Source organism: Thalassomonas sp. RHCl1, assembly GCF_947387555.1.
GTDB lineage: Bacteria > Pseudomonadota > Gammaproteobacteria > Enterobacterales > Alteromonadaceae > Thalassomonas.
This window is the reverse complement of record NZ_CANDNZ010000004.1, coordinates 23959-37730: the sequence shown is the minus strand read 5'-3', so window position 1 is coordinate 37730 and position 13772 is coordinate 23959. Positions and strand designations below refer to the sequence as shown.

8 protein-coding genes are annotated in these 13772 nt (G+C 49.8%); 7 read left to right on the top strand and 1 reads right to left on the bottom strand.

What is annotated here, in order from left to right; translation table 11 throughout:
* Positions 1–64: 64 nt before the first annotated feature.
* Positions 65–1093 (bottom strand): LacI family DNA-binding transcriptional regulator, encoded by a 1029-nt coding sequence (locus QL234_RS13020; protein WP_281558268.1) that lies wholly within the window; start codon positions 1091–1093, stop codon positions 65–67.
* Positions 1094–1323: 230 nt separating this feature from the next.
* Between QL234_RS13020 and pgi the strand changes: the two genes are divergently transcribed.
* The 7 genes from pgi to gluP all read left to right on the top strand — a co-directional run bounded on the left by pgi (position 1324) and on the right by gluP (position 13729).
* Positions 1324–2979: a glucose-6-phosphate isomerase gene (gene pgi, locus QL234_RS13015; protein ID WP_281558267.1), complete on the top strand. Its 1656-nt coding sequence runs from the start codon at positions 1324–1326 to the stop codon at positions 2977–2979.
* Positions 2980–3329: 350 nt separating this feature from the next.
* Entirely contained in the window at positions 3330–6005 is a 2676-nt protein-coding gene (locus QL234_RS13010; protein ID WP_281558266.1) for a TonB-dependent receptor, read from the top strand.
* Between the two features lie 192 nt (positions 6006–6197).
* On the top strand, positions 6198–8918 hold the full coding sequence (locus QL234_RS13005) for a family 20 glycosylhydrolase (protein WP_281558265.1): 2721 nt from the start codon (positions 6198–6200) through the stop codon (positions 8916–8918).
* Between the two features lie 279 nt (positions 8919–9197).
* The gene (locus QL234_RS13000) at positions 9198–10130 is read left to right on the top strand and encodes a BadF/BadG/BcrA/BcrD ATPase family protein (protein ID WP_281558264.1); all 933 of its coding nucleotides are present in this window, start codon (positions 9198–9200) and stop codon (positions 10128–10130) included.
* A 28-nt stretch (positions 10131–10158) separates the two neighbouring features.
* Entirely contained in the window at positions 10159–11157 is a 999-nt protein-coding gene (locus QL234_RS12995) for an SIS domain-containing protein (protein ID WP_281558263.1), read from the top strand.
* Positions 11157–12287, top strand: coding sequence for an N-acetylglucosamine-6-phosphate deacetylase (nagA, locus tag QL234_RS12990; protein WP_281558262.1), 1131 nt, complete (start codon positions 11157–11159; stop codon positions 12285–12287). Before QL234_RS12995 ends, nagA begins: the two co-directional genes overlap by 1 nt.
* Before the next feature lie 110 nt (positions 12288–12397).
* Entirely contained in the window at positions 12398–13729 is a 1332-nt protein-coding gene (gene gluP, locus QL234_RS12985) for a glucose/galactose MFS transporter (RefSeq protein WP_281558261.1), read from the top strand.
* Positions 13730–13772 lie beyond the last annotated feature (43 nt).

The window sequence follows — 13772 nt, the reverse complement described above, 5'->3', positions numbered from 1 at the left end:
CCTTTAAGCCTAGCGCAAAATAGCAGACTTCACTTATTTCCCCCGACGCTGTTTTATTTTTGTCTCAGGTGCCGGTACCCGCCGGGCTTGAGGTGGAGTCCCTTACCAAGAGCTGCGGCGTATATTGTCCTACCGGGTTGGCTTCCCCCTGGTTCCGGGTTTGGGCAATCAGCAAATTGGCGGCATTTTCGGCGATCTGCTCATTGGGCTGGTGCGCCGTGGTAAGCTTAGGCCAGGTTTGCCGCGAGAACGGGCTGTTTTCGAAACCGGCAATGGAAAGTTCTCTGGGAATGTCCAGCCCCATCAGCCGGGCGGAAAAAAGTGCTCCGGCAGCGATTTCATCGTTACAGGAGAATATTGCCGTGGGTTTAACTTCTCCCTGCATCAGCGTTTTCGCCCCTTCGACTCCGGATTCAAAAGAATATTCGCCATGGATAATCAAGTCTTCGTTGATGGCCATCTGATGGTCGCTCAGGGCTTTTTTATAACCGTTAAGGCGCTCAACCGTGGATTTATGGCCGGCGTCACCGGCAATAAAGGCAATTTCTTTGTGGCCTAACTCTATCAGGTGTTCGGTAATACTCACGGCGGCATCGTGGTCATTGACCATAATGCAGGGGCTGAGTTGGTCCGGCGCCAGATCGCCGGACATAATACGCACCAGTTTGACATCCAGTTCGCTGATGCGCTCAACAAATTCCGGCATTTCGGAAAACGGCGGTGTCAGCACCAACCCCGCCACCCGGGATTGTTTCACCATAGCGATCACTTCTTCGGTGATGTTCTCTTTTTTCGCATCACAGGGGTGGATCAGCAATTCAAAGCCTTGCCTGCGGCAGGCGGATAAAATACCGTTTTGCATGTCAATGACATAATAGGCATTGGGATTATCGTAAACATAGGCGATGGAGTAGGACTTAGTGCCCGCCAGATTACGGGCGGCCAGATTCGGCTGGTAATTAAGCTCGGCAACGGTTGCCTGAACCTTTTCCCTGGTGGACTGGCGCACCGAAGGTTCGTTATTCATCACCCGGGAAACGGTTTTGATCGATACTCCCGCATGTTTGGCAACATCATTTATGGTAGCTTTCATCTAGGACTTAACACCTTAACTTATTCTTCTTACGTTTCTAGCCCTTAGGGTATTGCTTCTGGCGGTGTGCGGCAATCACTAATTGGTAAACGGGCATAATTTAGCGGGTTATTTTTGATTTTACTCTGCCAAAAGCCGGGATCAGTAATTATCATAAACAGTGTTGACAGCGCTGTCATTTTTGCTTAAGGTAAATTTATCATTAACTTTTATCCGTATCTGAGAGCATTATGCAGGCAAGACCATCACTGCCGAGCTGGCAAAAACTGACCCGTTTGGCTGGGGAAAAGAAACACCAGCATATGAATGATTTATTTGCCGGTGACAGTGAACGTTTTAACAAGTTTTCACTGGAGCTGCCGGGTTTGTTACTGGATTATTCGAAGAACCTTATCGACGATGAAACCATGTCGGTGCTCTTTGCCCTGGCCCGGGAAACCGATGTCGCTGCCTGGCGTGAAAAAATGCTGCGCGGCGATAAAATCAACCAGACGGAAAACCGCGCTGTGCTGCATACCGCCTTAAGGCGCCGCAGTGAGCAGCCACTCATGGTAGACGGTGAAAATGTCACCGCCCAGGTGCAGACCCAGCTGGTGAAAATGGAAGCTTTTGTTAATCAGGTACGCCAGGGACATTGGCTCGGTTATAGCGGTAAGCGCATCACGGATATTGTTAATATCGGGGTAGGCGGCTCTAACCTTGGTCCGCAAATGGTCACCGAAGCGCTTAAACATTACAGTGATAACAGCGTGAATATGCATTATGTCTCTAACGTTGACGGCGCGCAGATAGTGGAGATTTTAAGGCCGCTGGATCCGCAAAAGGTATTGTTCATTGTTTCCTCGAAAACCTTTACTACCACGGAAACCTTGCTTAATGCCCATACTGCGCTCAACTGGCTGATCTCTGCCTCCTTTGATGAAAGCGCGGTGGCGAAACACTTTGTTGCCGTGACTGCCAACAAAGAAAATGCCGTGAAATTTGGTATCGCCCGGGAAAATATTTTCGATATCTGGGACTGGGTCGGCGGACGCTTTTCTCTCTGGTCCGCGATAGGGCTGCCCGTTGCCCTGGACTTAGGCTTCGATAAATTTAAAGCACTGCTTGATGGTGCAGATAATATGGACCGGCATTTTGTCCAGGCGCCGCTGGAGCAAAATATGCCGGTGATCATGGCGTTGCTCAGCGTGTGGAATACCACCTTTTTAGGGGCCAAGTCCCAGGCGATTTTACCTTATGATCAAACCCTGCATATGCTCAGTACCTATTTGCAGCAGGCGGAAATGGAAAGTAACGGCAAGTCGGTGTCCTGGCACGGCGATGAGCTTGATTATGCCACTGTGCCTTCCATCTGGGGGCAGCTGGGCATCAATGGTCAGCACGCTTTTTATCAGTATTTGCATCAAAGTAATAATGTCGTGCCCGCCGACTTTATCGGCTCGGTCACCAGTGTCACGCCGGTGAAAGGTCACCATGAAACCCTGATGGCCAATTTCTTCGCCCAGACCCAGGCCTTGATGACCGGGGTTAACGAAGAAGAAATTCGCGCCGACCTTAAAGCCAAGGGCAGGGAGGCGCCGTATATCGATGCGGTGGCGCCCCATAAGGTGCACAAGGGTAACCGTCCTACCAATACTATTTTGCTTAAGCGCATAGATCCGGCGACCTTGGGCATGTTGATAGCGGCCTATGAGCATAAGATTTTTGTGCAGGGGATTATTTTACAGATCTGCTCTTTTGATCAATGGGGGGTGGAGTTAGGCAAAGGGCTGGCGGCTAAAATTCAGCAGGAATTACAGGCGGGGGAAAGTCGGGTAGAGCATGATTGTTCCACCGAAAACCTGCTCCATTATTATCAAAAAGTTTCCGGGGCCGGCGCCGCTTAAAGCGCCGGACCGACAGATTTGGCGGGCCTGACTCTCCCGCCATCATAAAATGTTTACATCGGGTAAACAGATATATTTACAGCTGCGCTATCTTTGATTTGCTGTTAATGCCGCCTTTTATCTGGTCAAAAGATAAATTTGTGTGTAAGGTAATAGTATGATTTATGACAGCGCTGTCAGTAAGCGGGTCCAAAAGGGAGTCATAAGTGCTTTAGTTGGGCGGTAAGGGCTAAGGAATGGAGCCAAGCAGCAAAGCTGAAAAGTGAAGTGCTTACGGTAAAACTTTTATCGTAAGACAGAAATACAACAAAAACTTATAACATTAATATAACGTGCGTAAGGGAAAGTCTATGTCATCAAAAACATTTAATAAGAAGGTGCTTGCCACCAGTATCACCATGATCCTCTCGGGTATGGCGGCGCCGGGTGCGCTGGCCGCCGACAAGGTCACGGCACCGGCTGCAAAGAGCGACAATACCGAAATCATTGAAGTACGCGGTATTCGTGGCAGCATCAAGCAGGATATCAATAATAAGCGTTTCTCCAATTCCATTGTTGATTCCATTTCCGCCGAAGACATAGGCAAATTCCCGGACAAAAACGTCGCCGAATCCTTGTCCCGCGTCACCGGTATCGGGGTATCACGTGAATTTGGCGAAGGTGAAAAAATCACCGTGCGTGCTTCTGATCCCACGAAAAACCGGACCCTGTTAAACGGCCAATATGTCGGCACCGCCGATTGGTTTATCCTGGATAATCCAAGCCGGAGTTTTAACTTTACCTTATTGCCGTCTTCCCTGGTCAGCAACCTGGAAGTGTATAAATCGCCGGAAGCGAGCCTGGACGAAGGCTCTATCGGCGGTACCGTGGTATTAAAAACCCGTAAGCCGCTGGATTTAGCCGCCCATACGGTGAATTTCAATGTTCAGCAGCAATATTCCGAAGTGTCGGAAAAGACCGATCCGATTTTTGAAGGGTTATATTCCTGGAAAGATGACAGCGAGCGTTTCGGGATTTTGATCTCAGGTTCAAAAAGCGAACGTTTTGTTCAGCGTGAAGGTCTGGAAGTCTTAGGCTGGAATCAGCAGGAAAACGGCGACTGGAACCCCAGGGTTGTCGCTGCACCTATTTTTAAGCAGGAGCGTGAGCGCGATACCATCTTTGCCAGCCTGCAATTTGCCCCCAGTGATGAGTTCGATGTCACCTTAAATGTGCTTGACTCGAAAATGAATTCCAATAATAACAACTCCAACTATTTGTTAATGTTTAACAATGAATCGGCCGATGAAATCAGCGATGTTACCCGTGACGGCGACAGCATCATGTCGGCCTCTGTCACCGGCGGTGAAGGGGATGTACGCTGGAACCATATCAACCGGGTATCGAAAACCGATATCAACTCTATTCATTTAGATATGAATTTCTACGCCGATGAATACAGTATCAATGCCCAGCTAGGTACCACGGAAGCAGAAGGCGGCACCTATAACGAAACGTCGTGGGAATATACCGCTGCTTCCAACTATGATTTTGACTTAAACGGCAGACCTGAGATCAATACCCAGGTTGACCCCACCGACGGCTCGCAATTTAACGGTGGCTGGATCTGGGGCGGTAATAAACCCACCACAGATGAAGAGTCTTATGCCCAGGTGGATCTGGAATTACCGGTTGAATTCGGCGCCTTTACCGCGGTTAAAGTCGGGGTGAAATACCGGGATCATAAACGAACCCAGGACCGCGAAGCCTATAGCTGGCACTGGGGGCAGGCGACAGACGGCGAAAGCGCCAATTATATGAGTCAGATTTTAAATAGCCAGTGTCCGACTTTGGCCGATTGCGGCTTAAGCAACGGCACCCAAAGTGTTGCGGAGGATGTGATGTCTGGCAATGTGACCGAGCAATTAAAACACAGCTCGGCCATGATGCGGGAATTAGGTTTAGGTCCGGATGCCAGTTATGCGGTACATGATGTGCTGGGTGAGATCTGGGAAGTTGAAGAAGCGAAAACCGCTTTTTATGTTCAGGGGGATTTCTCCGGTGACGGTTACCGCGGTAATGTCGGTGTTCGCGTGGCAAGAACCAAACAAAAAGCAGCGGCTTATGCCTTCTCTTCCGACAGTGGTGGTTTGATGACCACGGTAAATCCCGGTATCAACGATGACCTGATGCCGTCTAGTCTTGATTGGCAGAATCAAAGCCGTACCTATACCGAGATTTTACCCAGCTTTAACTTCGCCTATGATCTGGCCGGTGATCAAATCGTGCGTTTATCAGCTGCCCGGGTAATGGCACGTCCTAACTTCTCGGACATTGCCCCTATCTCGGCACCGGGTGATTTAACCGTAGCCAACCCGACAGCCTCTGCCGGTAACCCGAACTTAGATCCGCAGTTGGCAAACCAGTTTGATGTTGCCTGGGAATATTATTTTGACGATGCCTCTTTAGTGTCGGCGACGGTTTTCTATAAAGACATTGAAAGCTATCAAACCTCAGGTACTTCAACCGAAAGTTTCTACCGTCAGCAGGATGATACCTGGGTAGAAGCCACAGTCACCCGTCCTGAAAACGGTCCGGGCGGTACCACAACAGGGATTGAAATCACTTACCAGCAAGACTTCGGTAACGGCTTTGGTGTTGCCACCAACTATACCTATACCGATGCCACCAATGACGGTAAGCGTGATGATAACTTATTGGGCTCAGGTTTAGTCTTAGGTGCTTCCGAGCATATGGCCAATATCACTACTTATTATGAGAATGAAGCCTTCTCGGCGCGTTTGATGTACAACTACCGCACCGAATGGTACAAGGGCTTAAGCTCCGGCTCTGAAATTTATAACGATGACTTTGGTCAGCTGGACTTCAGCACCTCTTATACCGTTAATGAAAACCTGACCCTGGTATTGGAAGGGGTCAATATTCTTGATGAAGAAGTGGTTGAATATAACGTCGATAAAAGCCGTGTGATGTCCCGTTACCAAAATGGTCCGCGGGTGATTTTAGGAGCGAATATCAGCTTCTAATGATCTCAGCCGGGTATAACATCAAGGTTATGTTCGGCTGAACCATACCGGGTAAATTAGAGATGTTTGCTAAGATGCTTTGTCAGGAAAAAGGCCTTTTATAGCTGTTATAAAAGGCCTTTTTACCTTAGCCAGCAATAAGGACACAGCAATAAAAGCAAGCAAGACCAGAATAATGAGAACAAAATAACAATGAACAAGCTCCTGTTAATCTTTTTAATGCTAGTGCTCAGTGCCTGTGGTCAAAGCAAGCAAGGTATGGCGGATAGTACGCCTGCTGTTTCAAGTAAAGCCAACTCTTCTTTGCAGCAACCGACCCAGGCGGATCTTGATCGGATAGCCGAACATTTAGATGTTAAATACCGTTTAGTTACCAATATCCCCAGCAAGCACTGTGACAAGAAGCAGTCCGATGGTAATTGTTTTGAAGTGGAGCTGAGTTTCACCGCGAAAGAGGCGATTAGCGTCAATAACTGGTTTATTTATTTCAGCCAGATAGCACCGGTGCAATCTTTTGAAAGTGAAGAATTTGCCGTAAAACACCTTAACGGCGACCTGCACCGGATATCGCTAAAAGACAGTTTTAGCGGCTTTAAAGCAGGGGAGCGCAAAACTTTGCTGTTTCGCGCCAACTTCTGGATGGTGTCTGAATCTGATGCGCTGCCCAACTATATGGTTTATAGCGAACAGCTTCAGGCGCGCATTATTGCCAGTACCCGGCCTGCAACAGATCCCGAAACCGGTTTGGAGCTATTGCCTTTTGTAGAGCCTATTAACGATCTGGATAAGCAGTTTAAGAAAAACAAGCAGGATGCCACCAAGTGGCTGAGTAGCAGCGACTTATACCAGCGCAACCTCGCCCTGGGTGAAACACTCCGCGATGTTAGCAAGGTCATTATTCCCACCCCGAAAAGCATCAGTTATGCAAAAGACAAGGCCACAGGTAAGCAGCGTCTGCTTGATATCCGCCGGGGAGTAAAAGCGGACTTTGGCCCGCTGGATAAAAAATCGCTTAATGCGGCAATCAACCGTTTGGAGAATTTAGGCATAAGTTTTAACAACAGCGGTGTACCCCTTAATCTCAAGGTTAAGGCGGATGAAACAAAAATCATCGGCAGCTATTCACTGAACATTACCTCAGATGCCATTAATATCTCAGGCGTTGATGCCAACGGCGTATTTAATGGCCTGCAATCTTTAGCTTCTTTGCTGACCTTAGGAGCAAATGAACTGCCGCAACTTACCATAGAGGATGAACCCCATTATGGCTTTCGCGGCCTGATGGTGGATGTTGCCCGCAACTTTCACAGTAAAGCCTTTATTCTGGATCTGTTAGATCAAATGGCGGCTTATAAGCTCAATAAATTGCATTTGCATCTGGGCGATGATGAAGGCTGGCGTCTGGAAATCCCGGGCCTGCCGGAATTAACGGATATCGGCGGTAAACGCTGTTTTGACCCTCAAGAGCAGGATTGCCTGATCCCGCAGCTGGGGGCCGGGCCGGATCCGAAAAGCGGGGTCAACGGCTATTATTCGGTGGCGGATTATCAGGAAATCTTAAGTGCTGCGAGCGAGCGTTTTATCCAGGTGATCCCGTCATTGGATATGCCGGGACATTCGCGGGCGGCCATTAAGGCGATGACCGCAAGGTATAACAAATACCAGGCGCTGGAAGAATTTGATAAAGCCAGTCAGTTCCAGCTCCATGAAGTTGAAGATACCAGTAAGTATTCATCGGTGCAGTTTTATCATGACAATACCATCAATGTTTGCCTGGAGTCTTCCTATGCCTTTGTCAAAGAAGTGATGACCCAGGTACAGGCCATGCATAAGCAGGCGGGGCAGCCGATCCGGCGTTATCATATCGGCGCCGATGAAACCGCCGGTGCCTGGACTGAATCTCCCGCCTGTAAAGCTTTTATCGCCAACAATAATTCAGGCATCACCAAAACCGATGAACTCGGTGCTTACTTTATCGAGCGGGTGGCAGGCATTTTAGCGGATTTAGATATTGAAACCGCTGCCTGGAGCGACGGCTTAAGTCATACCCGCAAGGAGAATATGCCAAGTGTTGTGCAGGCTAATGCCTGGGGACTCTTACCCTGGGAAGGACATAAGCAGGCCCATGAACTGGCCAACCGCAACTGGCAGGTGGTGATTTCCACACCGGATGTGATGTATTTTGATTTCCCCTATGAAGCCGACCCGAAAGAGCACGGTTATTACTGGGCATCACGGCACACCAATACCGAGAAAATCTTCCAGTTTATGCCGGATAATCTGCCGGTGCATGCCGAGTTCTGGTTTGACCGGGAAGAAAATCCCTTTGTCAGCGATGATACTTATATCAAAGACGGGCAGGGCAAGTTAGTCTCAATGCCGCTGGAAAAAGGACGTAAGTTTTTAGGGCTGCAGGGACAACTGTGGAGTGAAAATACCCGTAGTGACGATATGGCAGAGCACAAAATTTTCCCGCGTTTGCTGGCGCTGGCCGAGCGTGCCTGGCATCTGCCGGACTGGGCGGTGCCTTATAATTACCAGGGCTTTAAATACAGCCGGGAAACACAGGTGTTTGATGCACAAAGCCGCAAACACCGGGACAGTGACTGGGCGCTTTTTGCCAATACCTTAGGGCAAAAAGAGTTTGCCAAACTTGAACACTCGGATATCAGCTACCGCTTGCCGACGGTAGGGGCGAAAATTGAAAGCGGGCACTTATGGGCCAATATCGCTTTCCCCGGGCTGGACATAGAATATAAGCTTGCCGGAAAAAACTGGCAGTTATATACCGGGCCGGTTCCCCTTGGCTATGTAGAAGATGATGCACAAGGCAATGCAGAAACGGCTGAGGTACAAGTGCGCAGTGTCAGTAAAAACGGCAAGCGGCGCGGGCGAACCACAACCGTCCGCTAATTGCTGCTTTACCGGGTATTAGGCTCCGACATTGGCGGGCTGAAACATTGCTTTGCCAGCTTTTAACCCCGGGTCGTGTGACCGGGGTTTTCTTAAAGTTACTGAACTTATTTAATTTTTCGAAGATTTTCCTAAGGCGCTTACAGGACAAGGCAGCAAAGGAAATAAAAAGCAAAAACATAATGACAGCGCTGTCATAAGTGGTTAAGATGTTAGTCATTAAATCAATCATCCCTGTTCACATGGCCACGGGCCCAGGTGAAAAACTAAGAGGTCAACATGCTTTACAGTAAGGACAAGCAAGAGAAGCTTTTTTTAGGCATAGATGGCGGCGGCAGTAAATGTAAAGCCATTATCATGACAGCGGATAATCAAATTTTAGGCAGCGGTATTTCCGGACCGGGTAATCCACTGCACGGTTTTGAACAGGCAAAAGATTCCATTGTAAAGGCGGCCTATCTGGCATTGATAGATGCCGGTTTGGCAGAAACGCCGTTAACTGAGCTTATTGCCGGTGTCGGGCTTGCAGGGGTAAACCTGCCGCAGCAGTTTGAGCAAATGTCTGCCTGGCAGCATCCCTTTAAAACCATGTTTCTTGCCACAGACTTATTGATAGCTTGCCTGGGTGCCCATCAGGGGCAGGACGGGGCGGTGATGATCACAGGAACAGGCTCATGCGGTTTTTCTTACGTGCGCGGACAGGAATTTATTATCGGCGCCCATGGTTTCCCCCATGGCGACAAAGGCAGCGGCGGCTGGTTCGGCTTGCAGGCGGTTGAGCAGGTTTTATTGTCCCTGGACGGTTTTAAGCCGGTCTCGATATTGAGCAAATCCCTGATGGACAAACTTGATTGTCACACCAGCACAGATATTGTTGAAGCGGTGGCCGGAAAACCCGCGGCCTTTTATGCCGGTTTAGCTAATCTTGTTTTTGATGCCGCAGAAGTTGGCGATGCCCTGGCGCTTGCCATAGTGCATGAAGGGGGGGCGTATATCAGCAAAGTTGCCCGGGCCTTATGGCAGAAAAATCCGCCGGCGATGTCGATTATCGGCGGTTTATCCTCCCGGTTAATGCCCTGGTTGGATCAGGAGGTTCGTGAGCGGCTGATTACCCCGAAAAGCCCGCCGGAGGTCGGTTCGGTGCTTTTTGCCCGCCAGCAGCTGGCGCTGTTGTCGCAGCGTAGCCAGCAGTCAATTTCTGTTAATCAATAAATTTTTGTAGCTTATTTAAGGTAGGATCATGTCTCAAACGCAAATGGAACTCGAAGCGCGTCAGGCGCCCCAGGTAATTAAACGTCAGCTTATTGCCAACCAGAGCAAGATGACTTGTATCGGCGATAAACTTCGGGCATTAGCTCCCAAGTCGGTGATGATCATCGGCCGCGGCTCCTCCGATCATGCCGGTGTTTTTGGTAAATATCTGATTGAAATTGAAGCCGGTATTCCTACCAGCTCGGCCGCTCCTTCGGTGAGCAGTGTTTACGGCCGGCAGCTCAAACTTGACCGGACCCTGGTGATAGTGATCTCCCAGTCGGGCCGCAGCCCGGATATTCTTGCCCAGGCAAAAATGGCCAAAGCGGCGGGGGCGTATTGCCTGGCGCTGGTCAATGATGTTACCTCTCCTATCCGTGAAATCGTCGATGAAGTCATTCCTTTGCAGGCGGATGCCGAACTCAGTGTTGCCGCCACGAAAAGTTATTTATGCACCTTGTCGGCGCTGCTGCAACTGACCGCCTACTGGACCCGCAACCAGGAGCTGGTAAAGGCGTTAGCCGATTTGCCTCAGGCGCTGGAAAATATTATTGCCTCGGCGCCGCAATTTAACGCCGAGATGCTCAACGGAGTCAATAACATGGTGGTGCTTGGCCGCGGTTTTGGTTATGCGGTGGCAAAAGAAATGGCATTAAAACTTAAAGAAGTGAGCAGTATACATGCCGAAGCCTTTAGCAGTGCAGAGTTTTTACATGGTCCGGTGACTCTGGTAGAGCAGGGGTTGGCGATATTAAATTGCCTGGTTACTGACGAAAGCGCGCCTTCTCACCAGGAACAAATCGATGAAATTGCTTCCCGCGGCGCCGATATTGTTAATTTAAGCCAGCTTGATAAAGCCATACATCCAAGAATTGCCCCCCTGGTGGTATTGCAGCGCTTTTATCTGGATGTCGCCACCCTTGCCGTGAGCCGGGGATTTAACCCCGATGAACCCAAGGGACTTAAAAAAGTCACCAGGACGGTATAATGAGCGAGTTGCGCCTGCAGGTAAAAAAACTTTTCGACGGTAAAGCCTTTGTTGAAGATAAGGTGCTGACGCTAAACGCCGGCAAGCTGGTGGCCATCGACAGTGATACCGCCCGGGCGGATATTCGCCTGGATGGCCTGCTGGTGCCCGGCTTTGTTGATCTCCAGGTTAACGGCGGCGGCGGTGTACTCTTTAATGCTGAGCCGACGTTTGAGGGGGTGAAAACCATGCTCGCGGCCCATGCAAAGTTTGGCACGACCGCCATGTTGCCCACGGTGATCACAGATAAAGTGGAAGTGATGGCGCAGGCGGCAGAGGCGGTTGCGGGCTTGTTAAAAGCGGGGCAGCCGGGTCTTGTCGGTATCCACTTTGAAGGCCCTCATCTAAGCGCTGCCAAAAAAGGCGCCCATAGCCAGGGTTTTATCCGGGAAATGAGCCCGGCGGAATGGCAGATTTACCAGAGAAAAGATCTCGGCCAGATTATCGTAACCCTGGCGCCGGAAACGGTGGCGGTTGAGGATATCCGCACATTAGTGTCTTTAGGAGTAAAGGTCTGTCTCGGCCACAGTAATGCCGATTATCAATGCGTTAAGCAGGCATTGCTTGCCGGTGCCGACGGTTTTACCCATTTGTATAATGCCATGTCGCCGCTGCAGGGGCGTGAGCCGGGTATGGTGGGGGCGGCTTTGTTTCATGATGAGGCCAGCTGCGGTATCATAGCGGATGGTTTTCACCTCGATGATGTCTGCGGCCAACTTGCCCTTAAGGTCAAACCCCGCGATAAGGTTTTTCTGGTGACCGATGCCATGCAGCATGTCGGCTGTGAGCAAAAAGAATTTAACTTTTTTGACCGGAAAATTACCTTAACAAACGGTAAGTTAACGTCAACTACCGGGGAGCTGGCGGGCTCGGCGCTGGATATGGCGACGGCGGTAAAAAATGCCCACCTGAAAATGCAGCTGCCGCTAGAGCGGGCGCTGCAGATGGCGAGCCTGAATCCGGCCGGTTATATCAATCAGGGACAGCTGGGCCGTATCAGAGTAGGGGCTGCGGCGGATTTTGTTGAATTAACTGAAGATTTTAAGGTGCTGTCTACCTGGATAGCAGGTCACAGGGTTTTTACTGCTTAGGCTTTACACCTTAAGCTTTATACCTTAAGAAAAGGGAAAGATCTTAAGGTTTTCATACAAATATAATTTATAACTAGACGGCAACTTGATGACAAGGGGATGAGGAAACTATGGAAATAACGTTAACCAATGAAAGAACAACAGGAAATTTTGTTCCGCTAGCGATCATAGCGGTCTTGTTTTTCGTGTTTGGCTTTGTCACCTGGCAAAACGGCGCCCTGATCCCTTACCTGCAAATGGTATGTCAGTTAACAGAAACCGAGGCGTTGTTTGTCGCCTTTGCCTTTTATTTTGCCTATACCGCCATGGCGCTGCCGTCGGCCTCGGTCTTGGAGCGTACCGGTTATAAAAATGGTATGGCCCTGGGCCTGCTGCTCTTGGTGGTCGGCTTTTTATTTTATATTCCCGCCGCAAGCAACCAGGCCTTTTCGCTGTTTTTACTGGCGCAGTTTATTATCGGCAGCGGTATGACCTTGCTGCAAACCGCCGCCAACCCTTATGTGGTTAAAGTCGGCCCGGTAGACAGCGCCGCGGTGCGCATCATGTTCATGGGTTTGATGAATAAAGGCGCCGGTGTTATTGCCCCGCTGGCGTTTACCGCCCTGGTATTGGGGGATTTTTCCGGTATTTCCGCCCTGAGCCTGGAGCAAATGGCTGCCGCTGAAAAAGCCGAGACCATTGAACGTTTGTCCTCCGGTTTGATTTATCCCTATTTAGGCATGGCGGCCATTTTTGTTGTGCTGGCGGCATTATTGAAAAAATCGCCTTTACCGGAATTATCCTTTGACGAAGATCAGGCCTTATCTGAGACGCAGGGTGAGCAGGAAACTAAAACTTCGGTACTGCAGTATCCGGCGCTGGTATTGGGAGCACTAACCTTATTTGTTTATGTCGGCGCAGAAGTGATTGCCGGGGATACCATAGGCTTATTCGCCTCTAACTTAGGGGTTGCCAATGCCACCTCGTTAACCTCTTATACCATGGCCTTTATGCTGATAGGGTATGCCCTGGGCATTGCCATCATTCCTCGTTTTATTCAGCAGGAAACCGCGCTAATGGCTTCTGCAATAAGCGGCCTAGTATTTTCTTTGTTCGTGGTGCTTTCTGACCCGGGCAGCAGCGGCGTTTCCCAAGTATTATGGGGCTGGACCGGCATCGCCACTTTGCCCGATACCATCACCTTTATCGCCCTGTTAGGTTTTGCCAATGCCCTGGTATGGCCGGCGGTATGGCCGCTGGCGTTAAAAGGTTTAGGGCAGTTAACCGCCAAAGGTTCGGCGCTGCTGATTATGGGGATTTCCGGCGGCGCGATCTTGCCTTTGGTTTACGGCGTCTTGTCTGAAGGTTTAGGCGGGCAAAGTGCCTATTGGATGATGCTGCCTATCTATTGCTTTATCCTGTTCTATGCCGTGAAAGGGCATAAGATGACCCGCTGGTCATAAAGACTTGCTTCCTGCTTAACGGCTAGTGGCAGCTTTTGAGAGA